The 15,081-nt window shown below is 44.5% G+C and carries 17 protein-coding genes, 8 tRNA genes and 1 rRNA gene; all 26 read left to right on the top strand.

The annotated features are described in order from the left end of the window. Positions 1-6 precede the first annotated feature (6 nt). Positions 7-1,110: an alanine racemase gene (gene alr, locus AC3AQ9_RS13865; RefSeq protein WP_488308079.1), complete on the top strand. Its 1,104-nt coding sequence runs from the start codon at positions 7-9 to the stop codon at positions 1,108-1,110. Between the two features lie 98 nt (positions 1,111-1,208). Further along, positions 1,209-1,493: a transcriptional regulator gene (locus AC3AQ9_RS13860; RefSeq protein ID WP_488308078.1), complete on the top strand. Its 285-nt coding sequence runs from the start codon at positions 1,209-1,211 to the stop codon at positions 1,491-1,493. 4 nt (positions 1,494-1,497) lie between these two features. Then, positions 1,498-1,848 (top strand): type II toxin-antitoxin system PemK/MazF family toxin, encoded by a 351-nt coding sequence (locus AC3AQ9_RS13855; RefSeq protein ID WP_036807373.1) that lies wholly within the window; start codon positions 1,498-1,500, stop codon positions 1,846-1,848. Positions 1,849-2,040: 192 nt separating this feature from the next. Beyond that, on the top strand, positions 2,041-2,868 hold the full coding sequence (gene rsbRA / locus AC3AQ9_RS13850) for an RsbT co-antagonist protein RsbRA (protein WP_488308077.1): 828 nt from the start codon (positions 2,041-2,043) through the stop codon (positions 2,866-2,868). Further along, positions 2,868-3,230: an STAS domain-containing protein gene (locus AC3AQ9_RS13845; protein WP_036807366.1), complete on the top strand. Its 363-nt coding sequence runs from the start codon at positions 2,868-2,870 to the stop codon at positions 3,228-3,230. The genes rsbRA and AC3AQ9_RS13845 overlap by 1 nt, the downstream gene beginning before the upstream one ends. A gap of 2 nt (positions 3,231-3,232) precedes the next feature. Beyond that, on the top strand, positions 3,233-3,634 hold the full coding sequence (locus AC3AQ9_RS13840) for an anti-sigma regulatory factor (RefSeq protein ID WP_488308076.1): 402 nt from the start codon (positions 3,233-3,235) through the stop codon (positions 3,632-3,634). 11 nt (positions 3,635-3,645) lie between these two features. Next, positions 3,646-4,647, top strand: a complete 1,002-nt coding sequence (locus AC3AQ9_RS13835; RefSeq protein ID WP_488308075.1) for a PP2C family protein-serine/threonine phosphatase — start codon at positions 3,646-3,648, stop codon at positions 4,645-4,647. A gap of 93 nt (positions 4,648-4,740) precedes the next feature. Further along, entirely contained in the window at positions 4,741-5,070 is a 330-nt protein-coding gene (locus AC3AQ9_RS13830; protein ID WP_488308074.1) for an anti-sigma factor antagonist, read from the top strand. Position 5,071: 1 nt separating this feature from the next. Continuing rightward, positions 5,072-5,542, top strand: a complete 471-nt coding sequence (gene rsbW / locus AC3AQ9_RS13825) for an anti-sigma B factor RsbW (RefSeq protein WP_204893380.1) — start codon at positions 5,072-5,074, stop codon at positions 5,540-5,542. Further along, entirely contained in the window at positions 5,520-6,302 is a 783-nt protein-coding gene (sigB, locus tag AC3AQ9_RS13820) for an RNA polymerase sigma factor SigB (protein ID WP_036807353.1), read from the top strand. Before rsbW ends, sigB begins: the two co-directional genes overlap by 23 nt. Next, positions 6,302-6,901 carry a PP2C family serine/threonine-protein phosphatase gene (locus tag AC3AQ9_RS13815; RefSeq protein WP_488308073.1) on the top strand — a complete coding sequence of 200 codons (600 nt, stop codon included), beginning with the start codon at positions 6,302-6,304 and terminating at the stop codon, positions 6,899-6,901. The genes sigB and AC3AQ9_RS13815 overlap by 1 nt, the downstream gene beginning before the upstream one ends. A gap of 269 nt (positions 6,902-7,170) precedes the next feature. After that, complete coding sequence (locus AC3AQ9_RS13810) at positions 7,171-7,935, top strand: SDR family NAD(P)-dependent oxidoreductase (protein ID WP_488308072.1); 765 nt, start codon at positions 7,171-7,173, stop codon at positions 7,933-7,935. 19 nt (positions 7,936-7,954) lie between these two features. Then, positions 7,955-9,205 (top strand): MFS transporter, encoded by a 1,251-nt coding sequence (locus tag AC3AQ9_RS13805; RefSeq protein ID WP_488308071.1) that lies wholly within the window; start codon positions 7,955-7,957, stop codon positions 9,203-9,205. Positions 9,206-9,279: 74 nt separating this feature from the next. Further along, positions 9,280-10,020: an SDR family NAD(P)-dependent oxidoreductase gene (locus AC3AQ9_RS13800; protein ID WP_488308070.1), complete on the top strand. Its 741-nt coding sequence runs from the start codon at positions 9,280-9,282 to the stop codon at positions 10,018-10,020. A gap of 20 nt (positions 10,021-10,040) precedes the next feature. Next, the gene (locus AC3AQ9_RS13795; protein ID WP_488308069.1) at positions 10,041-10,871 is read left to right on the top strand and encodes an SDR family NAD(P)-dependent oxidoreductase; all 831 of its coding nucleotides are present in this window, start codon (positions 10,041-10,043) and stop codon (positions 10,869-10,871) included. 102 nt (positions 10,872-10,973) lie between these two features. After that, positions 10,974-13,139 carry a Tex family protein gene (locus AC3AQ9_RS13790; RefSeq protein ID WP_488308068.1) on the top strand — a complete coding sequence of 722 codons (2,166 nt, stop codon included), beginning with the start codon at positions 10,974-10,976 and terminating at the stop codon, positions 13,137-13,139. An 88-nt stretch (positions 13,140-13,227) separates the two neighbouring features. Beyond that, positions 13,228-13,680: a SprT family protein gene (locus AC3AQ9_RS13785; RefSeq protein WP_488308067.1), complete on the top strand. Its 453-nt coding sequence runs from the start codon at positions 13,228-13,230 to the stop codon at positions 13,678-13,680. Between the two features lie 94 nt (positions 13,681-13,774). Beyond that, a tRNA-Asn gene (locus AC3AQ9_RS13780) sits at positions 13,775-13,849 on the top strand. A gap of 4 nt (positions 13,850-13,853) precedes the next feature. Next, positions 13,854-13,928: transfer RNA gene (locus AC3AQ9_RS13775), tRNA-Glu, on the top strand. A gap of 76 nt (positions 13,929-14,004) precedes the next feature. Continuing rightward, positions 14,005-14,081 (top strand) — tRNA-Met (locus AC3AQ9_RS13770). Positions 14,082-14,085: 4 nt separating this feature from the next. Next, positions 14,086-14,161, top strand: a tRNA-Asp gene (locus AC3AQ9_RS13765). Positions 14,162-14,167: 6 nt separating this feature from the next. Further along, positions 14,168-14,242 (top strand) — tRNA-Gln (locus AC3AQ9_RS13760). Between the two features lie 120 nt (positions 14,243-14,362). After that, a tRNA-Leu gene (locus AC3AQ9_RS13755) sits at positions 14,363-14,448 on the top strand. Positions 14,449-14,456: 8 nt separating this feature from the next. After that, positions 14,457-14,533, top strand: a tRNA-Arg gene (locus tag AC3AQ9_RS13750). 24 nt (positions 14,534-14,557) lie between these two features. After that, a tRNA-Gly gene (locus AC3AQ9_RS13745) sits at positions 14,558-14,631 on the top strand. A gap of 170 nt (positions 14,632-14,801) precedes the next feature. After that, positions 14,802-15,081, top strand: a 16S ribosomal RNA gene (locus AC3AQ9_RS13740); the annotation flags it as partial.

Here is a 15,081-nt window from a genome sequence, read left to right as displayed (position 1 = left end):
TATTAAATGACAGTGAATTATCGGCCAACAAAAGCAGTTATTGATTTAGGCGCTATCGAAAAAAACCTGGTTTCTTTTCGCGAACGCAGCAATGGTGCTGAAGTGATAGCAGTAGTAAAAGCGGATGCCTACGGACACGGGGCAAAAGCAGTAGCTCAGCGAGCGGTAGAGACAGGCGTCAACTTTTTGGCCGTCGCCACTCCTGATGAAGCACTATACCTCCGTGACAACGGTTTTAAAACAAAAATTTTGGTAATGGGCGCAACTCCAGCAGCCTTTGTTCCGGTTGCTCAAAAAGAAGAAATTGCAGTCGCTGCTATTTCACTTGAGTGGCTGGCAATGGCGGCTGCTTCTGTAGAGCCGGGCCTCCCGCCGTTAAAAATTCATTTGAAAGTCGATACAGGTATGAGACGGGTCGGAGTAGCGACAGGAGAAGCGGAAGAAGCTATTGAGTTCATTAAACAGCAGCCGTTCGAATTTGCCGGCATCTTTACGCATTTTGCTACAGCTGATGAAGAAGTTGGAGGATTGTTTGAACAGCAAGTGCGCGAAATGAAAGCCGTTGTTGAACAAGTGGACGATCCTGAAGTCATGGTCCACGTTTCAAATAGCGCCGCGGCAATTATGCATCCGGACCTGGCGTATGATGCTGTACGCATTGGCATTTCCATATACGGCATTGCGCCTTCTCCTTATGTCGAACAAGAAATGCCTTTTGAACTGTTTCCGGCTTTAAGCTTGGAAACAGAAATTATCCATGTGAAAAAAGTGAAGGCAGGAGAAACTTTAAGTTACGGCGCGACTTACCGTTGCGAACAAGACGAATGGATTGCGACGCTTCCAATCGGATATGCTGATGGCATGCTGCGTGGACTGCAAGGCCAGGATGTGTTGATCCGTGGGGAACGGATGCCGATTGTCGGACGCATTTGCATGGATCAGTGCATGGTCCGCCTGCCGGAACAATTGCCGGTCGGAGAAAAAGTGCAGCTGATCGGCAAGCAAGGCAAGGAGCAAATCCGCATAAACGAATGGGCTCAGAAACTGGACACAATCCCGTATGAAGTACCCTGCATTTTAACAAAAAGAATCCCGCGTTTGTATTCTTAATCGCTTTGATTCCCAAAAGGCCCTTTTCACCGCACGGCTTCAATGTTAAGATGAAGGGGTGAGAAAAGAGAAGTACGGTATTATTGGAGGTGTCGGCTGTGTACGAGAGGTCAAAGACAAAAAAAGTGGTAGTAAAACTGCCAAAAAAATTGCTATCAGAGTTGACTACTCATTCAGATGAACAAATTCAAGAGCGCGGTGACTATGTTTATGTTTCCACGCAACGGGTAATAAAAAATGTATACGATTCACATCATATTCGAGAAGCAATGATCAAGGGCTACGTGGAGATGTCACAAATCAATTTATCAATCGCTTGTGAATGTTCTCATGCCGAGTACGAAGCGGAGCACACGACCGTGCGACTTGTAAGCGGAGGGTGACAATTTGATTGTAAAACGTGGTGACGTTTTTTTTGCAGAACTTTCACCAGTTGTCGGGTCTGAGCAGGGAGGGACCCGTCCTGTACTGGTGATTCAAAATGATATAGGGAATCGGTTCAGTCCAACTGTTATCATAGCAGCGATTACTGCGCAGATCCAAAAAGCGAAATTGCCGACTCACGTTGAAATCAATGCTAAAAAATATGGTTTTGAACGTGATTCGGTCATCTTGCTTGAACAATTGCGGACAATTGATAAATCACGTTTGACTGACAAAATTACCCAGCTTGATGACGAGTTGATGGAAAAAGTAGATGAAGCTCTCGAAATCAGTGTCGGCCTTGTAAAGTTCTAAGCATACATACTCCTAAAACACTTGAAGTTCTAAACTTCAAGTGTTTTTTTATTGCTTGGGAGAGAAACTAAGGCGTCAGCCGATAAAATAGATGTTAAAAAAACGGTTTTCCGATACAATAAAAGATAGAGTATATAAAAACCAATACACAGTATGAGTTTTATGGTGGTACAGGGAGGGTTCTAGAAAATAATGAATAAAAAAATGGCCGGATATATTCAGGAAAATTCCACGGAAATAATATCCAAATGGCAAGAACTGATGAAGAATGAGAAAGATGAGCGTTCTTTTCAAGTAATGCCTACGGATTTAATGAACCAAACGAGCAGAGAATTTGCGGATTTAATGTTGTCGAATTTATTGGAGAGCCACCAGGCATATGAAAATCGCTTAAATGATTTTGCTGAAAAAGTGGTGCGCCTTGGCTGGTCCATTACATTTGTGACGAAAGCAATCAACCATTTTTCGGAAGTTGTATTCGAAGGGATGGAAGAAAAAGGAATAATAACGAAGGAGAACTTCCGTGATTTCTATAAAGAATTCAATAATTGGATTATACCGATTCGGGACAGTACCATTGATACATATTCAAAAACATGGGAACGGACTGTAAGCCTGCAGAAAATTGCGCTCCAGGAACTTTCTGCGTCGCTTATTCCTGTCTTTGATAAAGTATCGGTCATGCCGCTTGTCGGAACAATTGACACAGAGCGTGCTAAACTAATAATGGAAAATTTGCTTGAGGGTGTTGTGAAACATCGTGCTGAAGTCGTGCTGCTGGATATTACCGGTGTTCCGGTTGTTGATACAATGGTGGCGCATCATATTATTCAAGCAGCAGATGCAGTGCGTTTAGTAGGTGCGAAATGCATGCTGGTCGGAATTCGGCCGGAAATCGCACAGACGATCGTGACCCTTGGCATCAATTTAAATGACTTTACAACTACTAGCACATTGCAGCGTGGAGTTGAACAAGCGCTTGCTTGGACAAATCGTCAAATCGTGGAGGTTGAAGAATAATGAATTTTCGAATTCCGATTTTAAAACTGAGAGATACATTAATCGTCTCTATCCAATGGGAACTGGATGATCAAACGGCCATTCAATTTCAAGAGGATCTGCTGACAAAACTGCATGAAACAAGTGCGCGCGGAGTGGTGATTGATTTAACGTCAATTGATTTCATCGACTCATTTATCGCAAAAGTCCTGGGAGACGTCATTAGCATGTCAAGCCTAATGGGAGCGCGAGTGGTTATTACCGGTATCCAACCAGCAGTGGCTATCACTTTAATCGAGTTAGGAATTCGACTTGAAGATGTTATGACAGCACTGGATTTAGAAAATGGTTTGGATAAACTTCAACTGGAATTGGAGGCTTAAGAATGAGCAACCAGTCTTCGGTGGAAATATTGACGGAATGGGATATTGTTGCCGCAAGGCAGCTCGGGCGCAATGTTGCGAAAGAGCTGGGCTTTGGCACAGTAGATCAGGCTCGTATAACTACTGCTATCAGCGAGCTTGCTCGTAATATATACCTCTATGCAGGACAAGGAAAAATTGAAATCCAGCAACTTATGGAAAATGGAGTTAAAGGGATTTTGATTATTGCAGCAGATCAAGGGCCAGGAATTCCAGACGTACGAAAAGTTATGGAAGATGGTTTCTCGACTTCAGGCGGATTAGGAGCAGGGCTTCCGGGAGTCAAACGGTTAATGGATGAATTTAAAATTGAAACGATCCCAGGTGAAGGGACGGATATAAGAGCTACAAAATGGCTTCGATAGGGGGAGCAAATATGGTCCACAAAATCGAAAATCAATACAAAGAAATTCTGAATCAATACATGCAGCGGCAATCGGAGCAAAATCTGTATGTTGGCCAAAATTTCAGCCGCCAGCTGATTTCTGAAAATATTTCTCCAGAAGAAGTAATCAGCGTCCATAAAGCGGCAATGCAGGAAATTTATAAGGATCTGCCGGATGTTGTCTGGCACTCCTTTGATTTTCTGATTGAAATGATGATTAATTACGGCTTAGCGCTTCAGGAGCGGCAAAGCCTTTTGCAGCGCCAGGAAGAGATACGGGTAGAAATGGACCTGGCAGCAAATGTCCAGGAAACATTATTGAAAACAAAGTTGCCTGCCTTAAAAGGGTTAGATATCGGGCTGCTTTCTATTCCTGCGCGTAAAATGAACGGAGACTACATATACTTTATAAGTGATGAAGACGGCCACGCCGGAATAGCGGTTGCCGATGTAATCGGCAAAGGGCTCCCGGCGGCGCTTTGTATGTCCATGGTGAAATTCGGCATGGACAGTCTGAATAATTCTCCAGCCAGTCCGACTGAAGTGCTGGGAGTGATTAATCGGGTCGTTGAGAAAAGCATTGATGATTCCATGTTTGTGTCTATGTTTTATGGACGGTATGATGCCCGGAGTGCTTCATTGACTTATGGCTCTGCAGGCCACGAACCGGCCATTTTATACCGGTCAAAAACAAAGGAATTTGTTGAGTTGTATGCCAAAGGGCTGCTCCTTGGTGTTTCACCGGCAGCGACATATGAAGAGCACACGGTCCAGCTTGAAGATCATGACATGGTCATCATGATGACCGATGGCGTAACCGAAGGCCGTACTGATGAAGGCTTTATCGAACGCGACGTAATTTTTGAAATGATTGAAAAGAAAAAAGACGAACCGGCTCAAGCGATTGTCCAATACGTCTACGACGAGCTGGAACGCATGCAAAATGCAGAGCTGCGGGATGACTTTACACTAGTGATTTATAAAAAAGTCTAATCCTAGGTTTAAGAACCACTCTATAGTGGTATTTAAACTTACGATGGCTTTTTTATGTTGAACCGAATTAAAGAAAAACGGGGTGTCAAATAGATGAATATTCAAGTGGAACTAGAAGAAACGGACAATAAATTAAAAGGTTTTATACGCGGGGAAATTGATGCGCATACAGCGCCGGTTCTTCGGGAAAAGTTAGAATCATACCAAAATCAAGAAGGCATAAACGCAGAGTTGGATCTCTCTGACGTTAATTATATGGATAGTACAGGATTGGGAGTTTTTGTGGCATTCTATAAATCAGTAAATGCCAAAGGCGGCCATGTGAAGCTGACAGGGCTCTCGTCTCGTTTAAAACGATTATTCGACATAACTGGTTTGGGCGACATTATGGACATCGAATCAGTTGGAAAAGGTGGTAATTGACATGCGTCCTTTCGATTATGTTGAAATGAGGGTACCTGCTAAATCGCAATACGTAGGAGTTGCACGCTTGACGATTTCTGGATTGGCAAGCCGTATAGGATTTACTTTTGATGACATTGAAGATTTGAAAATTGCTTCAAGCGAAGCGGTGACAAACGCTGTTCAACATGCTTATGCAGAAGGCGAAGAAGGCGAAGTTGTCATTGGATGTGCACTATATGGAGATAAAATTGAAATAATGGTTGCCGACCATGGGCAAAGTTTTGATTTTGAGGAAACAAAAGCGAAAGTAGGTCCTTACCATGACCAGGAAGAAGGCGCTTTTCTTCGTGAAGGAGGTCTTGGCCTATACTTAATCGAAACCTTAATGGATGAAGTAAAAGTCCATCATCAAGAAGGCGTTACAGTCTTCATGACAAAGTATGTTGGAGGAGAGCAGGTGGAAGAGGATGTCGAAACGATCTCATCCTAATCAGCCAACCAAAGAGCAGGTGCTTGAGTGGATCGAGGCTTATCAGAAAAACGAAGATGAAGAAGCCCAAACAATGTTGGTTATGAATTACAAGCGGCTTGTAGAATCGATTGCGCGCAAATATTCAAATGGTAAATCTTACCATGAAGATATCGCGCAAGTGGGTATGCTCGGGCTCCTTGGAGCAATACGGCGTTATGACCCTTCGTTCGGAAGAAGCTTTGAAGCATTTGCGGTACCCACCATTATTGGAGAAATTAAACGTTTCCTCCGGGACAAAACATGGGCAATCCATGTTCCTCGCCGAATTAAAGAATTGGGGCCACGAATTAAATCGACCGTTGAAGTCTTAACGCGTGAACTGCAACGTTCGCCACAAGTGTGGGAAATCGCTGAGTATTTGGATGTCGATGAAGACGACGTACTAGAAGCAATGGAGATGGGCAAAAGTTATCAGGCTTTATCCATGGACCATTCACTGGAAGCCGATTCGGATGGCAGTACAGTGACTTTATTTGACGTTGTAGGCCAGGAAGACGATGGGTATGAAAAAGCGGATCAGCGCATGCTTGTAGCAAATGCGATGAATGTGCTTTCTGAACGGGAAAAGCAAATCATCCAGTATACCTACATAGAGCAGCTGAGCCAAAAAGAAACCGGGGACAAACTCGGAATTTCTCAAATGCACGTCTCCCGCTTGCAGCGCAAAGCAATTAAAAAACTTCAAGAAGCCATTTTGGCAGCCGGCGGAGTGTCGTAGTGGAAAAAATACAGCATAGTTTTGTTGATGCTTTTATTTTCAATGAAGCAAAAAAAGGAAATTATGAATCTGGCGATAGTTATCATACGGTATTGACAGATGATTATTTCATTTGCTCCATAGCCGATGGCCTAGGCAATGGTCCTGTGGCGCGGGAATCCTCACAGGTCATTCCTCAAATTCTAGAAGAGTATCACCATGAAACGATTGACCAGCTGATGAAGCGGTTCAATGATTTGATGGTTCAAAAACGGGGAGCAGCTGTAGCGATTTTTAAAGTGGATTTTAAGAAAAAGACGCTGGAATACAGCTGCGTTGGAAATATCCGGTTCTATTTGTACCGGAAAGGGACAGACGAAATGATTTATCCATTGCCTGTAATGGGCTATTTGTCTGGACGTCCGCAAAAATTGCGAACCCAACTTTACACTTATGTGGAAGATGACTTGTTCCTGATCCATTCAGATGGAGTGGAACTGCGAAATCCGAAAGCAATGATGCGCCAAGCTGGAATTCCCGAACGTTTATATTATGATATTTTGCGTTCGATTCAAACCGGAGATGACGCAACGTTTATAGCTGGAAGCTTACTCAAATGAGTTGGCTTCTTTTTTTTTTGCTTTTTTATTGCCGAAAGACTTTATTTAAAACCAATAAAATTTATTTAAAATTCTGACAAAATAGAGTGGTTTTACTTCTATATCTTGAAAGCGCTTTCTCATAAACTTCTATATATCATCGAGTCCCGGATATGGCCAGCGAAAATGGCTAATCGTCCGCAGGCACTTGCAGCTGCAAAAAACTTTAGAGAAATGGGGAGAGGGAAAAGCAGGATTCAGACGAAGAAACAGCGGATAGGAGGACGGGGATGGGACGATTAAACGGGAAAATTGCCATTATAACTGGAGCGGGAAATGGCCAGGGACGTTACGAAGCGGAGTTATTCGCTAAAGAAGGAGCCAAAGTGGTCGTGACAGATATTGACTACGAAGCAGCCAGGCGCACTGCATCGGCGATCAAACAAGAAAATCGGCATGCATTTGCCCTGCAGCATGATGTAGCCAGTGAGGGGAATTGGAAAACGGTCATTTCCAAAACCATTGAAGAGTATGGCAGTGTAGATATTTTAGTCAATAATGCCGGCATTCATGCTGAAACGAAAATGGCTGATATCTCATTGGATGAGTGGAATGCCATGCTCAATGTCAATCTCACCGGAACGTTTTTAGGGATTCAGGAAGTTATTCCAGTCATGAAAGAAAATGGTGGAGGCTCTATCGTCAATATCGCTTCTATTGCAGCTTTAAGAGGAGGGAGTTTTGCTCACTATAGCGCAGCTAAAGGAGGAATTCGCTCTTTAGGAAGAACAGCGGCCATTGAATATGCCGAAGATAAAATTAGAGTCAATACTGTTTTTCCGGGATTGATTGCCACGGATCTAGTAAAAGAAGCTCTGGAAAACGAACATACCCGAAAAAATCTGTTTGATCAATTGCCGATGAAACGGATTGGGAAAATTGAAGATGTGGCATACGGGGTCTTGTATTTAGCGTCCGATGAATCAGGATTTGTCACGGGATCGGAACTGGTTATCGACGGAGGCACAATGGCCGGTGCAAAACTAATCGGATAAACGAGGAGGATTGATGGAGATGGGTTTATTAAAAAACGGGATTAAGTACGAAACAAAACTGGTTATGCTCTTTTTCGTAGCTTGGGGCTTTTTGTATTTGGATAGACAGGCCATATCGATGTTAATGCCAATGATCATTGAAGACATCGCACTTAATAATACTAAAATCGGTCAAATCAACATGTGGCAAACAATCGGCTTCGCCATTTCTGCACCAATATTCGCCATACTTTCAGACCGGTTGGGGCATAAAAAGCAAATCTTGTTTTGGGCCACACTTATCACTTCAATTCTAGCCCTGATTACCATGTTCGCGGGTTCTTTCAATTATCTGTTGATCGTGCGAACTTTACTTGGAGCCAGTGAAGGGATAATCCTACCAATCTCGATCTCGATGTTAGCTGCAGTTTCACGCCCGACTACCCTTGGCAGAAATATGGGGCTCGTCTATGCAGGAGCAGCGGTGATCGGTGTCGCTATTGGGCCGGTTGTCGTCACGCAATTAGGTGAACTGTTTGACTGGCGCTATGCATTCTTATTTGTCAGCTTGCCCAGCTTTATCGCAGCCTTATTGATGCTGAAAATTGTCAAAGAGGTGGAAATTTCTCCAATAGTTGCTGCAGGAACAAACGCAGTTACAGTCAGCACCATTTTAAGCGGCTTGAAAAATAGAAATATCCTGATTTGTACCCTCATTAGCGTGTTCTGTATGGGCGCCATGTGGACATTCAATTCATTCCTGCCGCTTTACTTGACTCAAATCAGCCAGTTATCCATCACGCAAATGGGAATAGTCTTCTCGCTATTCGGAGTGCTTACAATCATTTGGCAGATTTTCATCCCTTATTCTTCTGATAAAATCGGAAGAAAGCCGGCAATGACAGGGTACTTGGCAATGGCGATGGTTACGCCGCTTGTACTTTTCATCTTCCCAAATTCGGCAGCAAGCTTGGTGATCTTGGTTCTATTCGGCGGGATTATCCTGGCAATGAATACCATCTACCAAAGCATCATTCCGGTTGAAAGTGTTTCTCCTTTAGTCATGGCTTCCGCTAATGCACTCATTATGGGAGTTGGAGAATTGATCGGTGCTTTCTCGATTGGGTTCTCAGGCGTCTTGGCGGATGCCTATAGCCTAACAGCAGTTATGCTCGTCATCCCGATTTCTTATTTTATCGCTTTCCTGATTTCTTTCGGCTTAATCGAAACGTTAAGAACGAAATCAGCTGCTAAAGAACAGGAATTGGTAAAAGTGACTCCGGAAGCGTAAATTCTTCAAATTAAAAAGAGGTTGCTGTGTCCTTCTGGCAACCTCTTTTTATAATACTGAAAGAGGTGAAGGCATTGAGGCGTTTAAAAGATAAAGTGGCAATCGTAACAGGCAGTACATCCGGGATCGGTGAAGCGACAGCCAGGTTATTTGCGGAAGAAGGCGCAAGAGTAGTGGTTGCCGGGCGCAGACAAGAAAAAGGTCAACAAGTGGCAGCGGAAATCCGAAAAAACGGCGGGGAAGCCGTTTTCATACAAACTGACATGACACAAGATGAAGACATCCAAAAGCTCGTCGTTTCCTCTATTGAAGCTTTTGGAAAAATAGACATCCTCGTGAATAATGCTGGCCGGATCATCGAAAAACCTTTCATTGAACTGACGCGTGAAGACTGGGATCAATTCGTCGCACTTGATGCGTTTTCTTATTTCAGAATGATGCAGCTTGTGCTGCCCCATATGGAGAGGCAAGCGTCCGGAAATATCGTCAATGTGACTTCGCTGGCAGCCATCAGCGTCATGCCGACGCATGCTTTATATAGTTTTGTCAAAGCGGGCATTACTCATATGTCAAAAGTGGTGGCTGCAGAATATGCGGATAAAGGAATTCGCGTGAACTGTTTGTTGCCTGGAGTCGTTTACACAGAAATGATTGCAGACAACCCGAATACGCCCCATATGGAAAAAATCATTCCGATGGGCCGGATGTCGACTTCAGAAGAACAAGCGAAATCGATTTTGTTTTTAGCATCTGAAGAGTCTTCCTATACGACGGGCACTTCGATGGTAGCAGATGGAGGCATTCGAGGAATTTAACTAACTGAGGGGGCGAAGGGATGTTATTAAAAGATCAAGTAGCGCTAATTACCGGAGGAGCAAAAGGGATGGGAGAAGCGACGTCCAAACTATTTGCAAAAGAAGGAGCAAAGGTTATTATTTCCGATCTGGATATTGATTCGGCAAAAGAAGTGGCGGCAGCTATTAAACAAACGGGCGGTACAGCCCGGGCTTATAATAAAGTTGATGTGACCGACAAAAACAGCATCAGGCAAACGATTGAAGCGGCAATTGAAGAATTCGGCAAGATCGATATTCTCATCAATTGTGCAGGTGGCACGATTGGCGGAGGGAATGGAAATACAGAAAACTTGGATATGGAAGACTGGGAAAAAACAATGCATTTGAATTTGAACGGCACGCTTTATCCGATTCTTGAAGTATTGCCTTATATGAAAAAACAAGCGTTTGGACGGATTGTTAATTTTTCATCAATGGGTGCCTTTGATGCCTATACAGTGGTTCTTCACTATCACGCTGCTAAAGGAGCGGTGGAAAGCTTAACGCATAATTTGGCATTCGAACTTGCTCCAGCGGGGATAAATGTAAATGTCATTTCACCTGGTCCTATTATGACACCGTTTTGGGAAGAACTTCTTCCGGCGGGAGAGGCCAGAGACCAGTTTTTCCAAGATTTATCAGCAAAAGAAGTGCCGATGAAGCGGATGGGAACAGCTGAAGATATCGCTGGTGTCTGCTTGTTTTTAGCCTCCAGCCTCTCGAATTTTGTCACTGGCCAGAAAATTTATGTGGGAGGTGGAATGGGCAATATTCTGTCCCATAACTCGACCTTCCTAATGACCAGTGAAAACTCAATCGTGAATAAATAACTTGAAACGCTTAAAGCGAATGAAACGGGTAGAAGCTAGCTCAAACGAGTTGGCTTCTTTTTTCTGTGTTAAAATAAGGAGCAAACGAAGGGAAGTGTCATTATGGAAATGCAGAAAATTCATGCGTTGATCGCCAAAGAAACGGGGGTTAGGCCGAATCAGGTTGGGCAAGTTATTGCTTTGATCGAGGATGGCAATACAGTTCCGTTTATTGCGCGTTACCGGAAAGAAGCGACGGGATCGCTCGATGAAGTACAGATAAAAGCCATCGATGACCGTTATACATATATCCAAAACTTAGAGCAGCGGAAAATAGAAGTGGTCCGTTCCATTACGGAACAAGAAAAAATGACCGAAGAACTGGAAAAGGAAATTATGGGCGCTACGGTTTTGCAGCGTGTAGAGGACTTATATCGCCCTTATAAACAAAAGCGCCGGACCAAAGCGACGATTGCCAAAGAAAAAGGACTGCAGCCGCTCGCCGACTGGCTGATGGAATTCCATAAAGAAAAGCCGCTGGCAAAAGCGGAAGCGTTTATCAATGAAGAAACCGGTATCCAGACAGCAGAAGAAGCGATTCAAGGAGCGCAGGATATCCTCGCTGAATTATTTGCGGACGATCCGGATATCCGGGAAAAGGTTCGGTACATGACCCGTAAAAACGGAACCATCGCCACCGTCGCCAAAAAGAACCACGAAGACGAAAAACAAGTGTTTGAAATGTATTACGAATACGAAGAAGCGATCCAGAAAATAGTGCCTCATCGGATTTTAGCGATTAACCGCGGAGAGAAAGAAGACGTATTGAAAGTATCAATCAATCCGCCAATCGACCGCATTTTAACTTTGATGAAAAACAAGTGGGTCAAAACAACTTCAGAAACAGGCGAGATTGTAGCAACTGCTATTGAAGACAGCTATAAACGACTGATCCAGCCCTCAGTCGAGCGTGAAATCAGAACAGAGCTGAGTGAAAAAGGGGAAACACAAGCCATCCATATTTTTTCTGAGAACTTGCGCAATCTGTTATTGCAGCCGCCGATGAAAAACAAGATGGTGCTGGGGGTAGACCCGGCATATCGCACGGGCTGCAAACTAGCAGTGATTGATGAAACCGGTAAATTACTCGAGGTGGCTGTCATTTATCCGCATGCTCCTAAAAACGATCAAGCAGGAGCGAAAAAAGTGATGAAGCAGCTCGTTGCGAAATACCCAATTGAAATCATGGCCATTGGAAACGGGACGGCTTCCAGAGAAACCGAGCAATTTGTTGCCGACTTCATTTCTGAATCCGATCAGGATATTTCTTATGTAATTGTCAATGAAGCAGGAGCGAGTGTGTATTCCGCTTCTGACATTGCCCGTGCAGAATTCCCGGATCTGCAAGTGGAAGAGCGGAGTGCCGCATCGATTGCACGTCGCCTGCAGGACCCTTTATCAGAATTAGTGAAAATTGATCCGAAAGCTGTAGGGGTAGGACAGTACCAGCATGACGTGTCACAGAAGAAATTAGCGGACCAGCTAACATTTGTTGTGGAGACAGCAGTTAACCAAGTTGGAGTGAACGTGAACTCGGCATCCGCTTCTTTATTGCAGTATGTGGCAGGGTTAAGCAAGACAGTGGCGGAAAACGTCATTAAGGTGCGTGATGAGAACGGCCGGTTTACGTCCCGGGCCCAGCTAAAAAAAATTCCGCGGCTTGGCGCGAAAACCTATGAACAAGCCATCGGGTTCCTACGCATTCCAGAAGGCAAAAATCCGCTCGATGCAACCGGCATTCACCCGGAAAGCTACGCTGTCGCGGAAAAACTATTAAATTTGGTTGGAGCGGATAAGAAAGATGTCGGAAAACCGGGAGTAGCGGAGAAACTGGAAGCTCTTTCCCTTTCAGAGCTGAGTGGACAATGGGATGTCGGTGAAGTGACACTGAAAGACATTGTTGATGCATTGAAAAAACCGAACCGTGATCCGCGTGATGAATTCCCGCAGCCATTATTGAAGAACGACATTTTGAAGATGGAAGACTTGATGCCGGGCATGGAAATGCAAGGGACGGTGCGCAATGTTGTGGACTTTGGTGCGTTCGTAGATATTGGTGTGAAGCAAGACGGGCTCGTCCATATCTCGAAATTGAAAAAAGGCTTTGTAAAACATCCGCTGGAAGTTGTAGCGGTGGGAGATATTGTTACCGCGTGGGTGGAAAAAGTCGAAAAAGACAAAGGGCGCATTGCGTTAACCATGCTGCCGCCAAAAGAACAAATCGAATAGGGTTAAGAAATGCCCATGCACAGACAGCCGCTTCTTGTTAAAATAGAGGCGGCTGTTTTTAATTGAGAAAAGAAATAGGTGAGTAAGGATGACCAATAATGAACTGACAGAACTGATAAAAGAAATTTCCCATTCTGTTTTCCATAAACCATTCCGCCATGAAGGGATTTTCAATGCGCGTTTACGAACGACGGGTGGAAGATACCTGTTGCGGTCGCACAATATTGAAATCAATCCGAAGTCGTATGAGAAATTTGGTTTTAGCGAGCTTGAAGGAATCATCAAACATGAATTATGCCATTACCATTTACATATAGAAGGAAAAGGCTACAAACACCGGGACGCGGATTTTAGGATGCTGCTAAAAGAGACCGGTTCTCCACGCTTTTGTTCTTCTGTAGAGCCTAGATCAGAAAGAAAGCCGGCGAAACGCTACATTTATGAATGTGTGGCATGCAATACAAATTACGTGCGGAAAATCCGCATGAATGTGGAAAGATATCGTTGCGGAAGGTGTTCTGGAAAGCTTTCTCTGAAATAATAAAAAAGAAATGCAAAAAGGTGTTGACGTTTCTTCAAGACCTCTTTATAATAGAAAAAGTCGACAAGTACTTAAACAGTGCTTGAAACACTATTCCGAAGTAGCTCAGTGGTAGAGCACCGCACTGTTAATGCGATGGTCGTAGGTTCGAATCCTACCTTCGGAGCCATTAAGGCCCCTTGGTCAAGCGGTTAAGACACCGCCCTTTCACGGCGGTAACACGGGTTCGAATCCCGTAGGGGTCACCAATCATTTTAAAAGCAATTGAGTTTAATTGTTATTTTGAAATACATAATCAGTTGGTTTTGATACTTATAATATTGTCGCGGGGTAGAGCAGTTCGGTAGCTCGTCGGGCTCATAACCCGGAGGTCGCAGGTTCAAATCCTGCCCCCGCAACCAAAATGGTCCCGTGGTGTAGCGGTTAACATGCCTGCCTGTCACGCAGGAGATCGCCGGTTCGATCCCGGTCGGGACCGCCATTTTATTGGGGTATAGCCAAGCGGTAAGGCAACGGGTTTTGATCCCGTCATGCCCTGGTTCGAATCCAGGTACCCCAGCCATTTTTATTCCGAACCAAATGAATGTAACGCAATAATTATTAAAACGGAAAAATTATAAAAAGATATTGACATTAGAGTGTCAAAGTCCTATAATAGAATTTGTCCCTAAAATAATTTTATGCGGTCGTGGCGGAATGGCAGACGCGCTAGGTTGAGGGCCTAGTGGGAGAAATCCCGTGGAAGTTCGACTCTTCTCGGCCGCACCATACGCAATGCGCCCGTAGCTCAATTGGATAGAGCGTCTGACTACGGATCAGAAGGTTGTGGATTCGACTTCTGCCGGGCGCGCCATATTTTTTCTTATAACTTTTATATGCGGGTGTAGTTTAGTGGTAAAACCTCAGCCTTCCAAGCTGATGATGAGGGTTCGATTCCCTTCACCCGCTCCAAAATTTTAAAACATGAACCTTGAAAACTGAACAGCAAAACGTCAACAAATTAGCGACGGCCGCGCAAAACGGCCGAAGCAACGTACTGATCAGGGTTACCAGATCAAGCGACTCGTGCGTTCTTCGGAACGGCGAGACGCCAGCAGAACATTGAGCAATCAATTTCTTCTATAATGGAGAGTTTGATCCTGGCTCAGGACGAACGCTGGCGGCGTGCCTAATACATGCAAGTCGAGCGGAACCAGAAGAGCTTGCTCTTTCTGGTTTAGCGGCGGACGGGTGAGTAACACGTGGGCAACCTGCCCTGCAGATCGGGATAACTCCGGGAAACCGGTGCTAATACCGAATAGGTTGGCGCCTCTCCTGAGGCGCCACGGAAAGACGGCTCACGCTGTCACTGCCGGATGGGCCCGCGGCGCATTAGCTAGTTGGGGGGGTAACGGCCTCCCA

It is taken from the genome of Planococcus sp. VCh962, from assembly GCF_057748275.1.
Note: the sequence above shows the minus strand (reverse complement) of the source record. Positions and strands in the feature narration are given on the sequence as shown.

Coding starts and splice junctions, on each gene's coding strand:
- sigB (WP_036807353.1), top strand. CDS start 5,520: ATGTCGAAACGATCTCATCCTAATCAGCCAACCAAAGAGCAGGTGCTT.
- AC3AQ9_RS13810 (WP_488308072.1), top strand. CDS start 7,171: ATGGGACGATTAAACGGGAAAATTGCCATTATAACTGGAGCGGGAAAT.
- AC3AQ9_RS13795 (WP_488308069.1), top strand. CDS start 10,041: ATGTTATTAAAAGATCAAGTAGCGCTAATTACCGGAGGAGCAAAAGGG.
- AC3AQ9_RS13830 (WP_488308074.1), top strand. CDS start 4,741: ATGAATATTCAAGTGGAACTAGAAGAAACGGACAATAAATTAAAAGGT.
- alr (WP_488308079.1), top strand. CDS start 7: ATGACAGTGAATTATCGGCCAACAAAAGCAGTTATTGATTTAGGCGCT.
- rsbRA (WP_488308077.1), top strand. CDS start 2,041: ATGAATAAAAAAATGGCCGGATATATTCAGGAAAATTCCACGGAAATA.
- AC3AQ9_RS13845 (WP_036807366.1), top strand. CDS start 2,868: ATGAATTTTCGAATTCCGATTTTAAAACTGAGAGATACATTAATCGTC.
- AC3AQ9_RS13840 (WP_488308076.1), top strand. CDS start 3,233: ATGAGCAACCAGTCTTCGGTGGAAATATTGACGGAATGGGATATTGTT.
- AC3AQ9_RS13785 (WP_488308067.1), top strand. CDS start 13,228: ATGACCAATAATGAACTGACAGAACTGATAAAAGAAATTTCCCATTCT.
- AC3AQ9_RS13790 (WP_488308068.1), top strand. CDS start 10,974: ATGGAAATGCAGAAAATTCATGCGTTGATCGCCAAAGAAACGGGGGTT.
- AC3AQ9_RS13835 (WP_488308075.1), top strand. CDS start 3,646: ATGGTCCACAAAATCGAAAATCAATACAAAGAAATTCTGAATCAATAC.
- rsbW (WP_204893380.1), top strand. CDS start 5,072: ATGCGTCCTTTCGATTATGTTGAAATGAGGGTACCTGCTAAATCGCAA.
- AC3AQ9_RS13805 (WP_488308071.1), top strand. CDS start 7,955: ATGGGTTTATTAAAAAACGGGATTAAGTACGAAACAAAACTGGTTATG.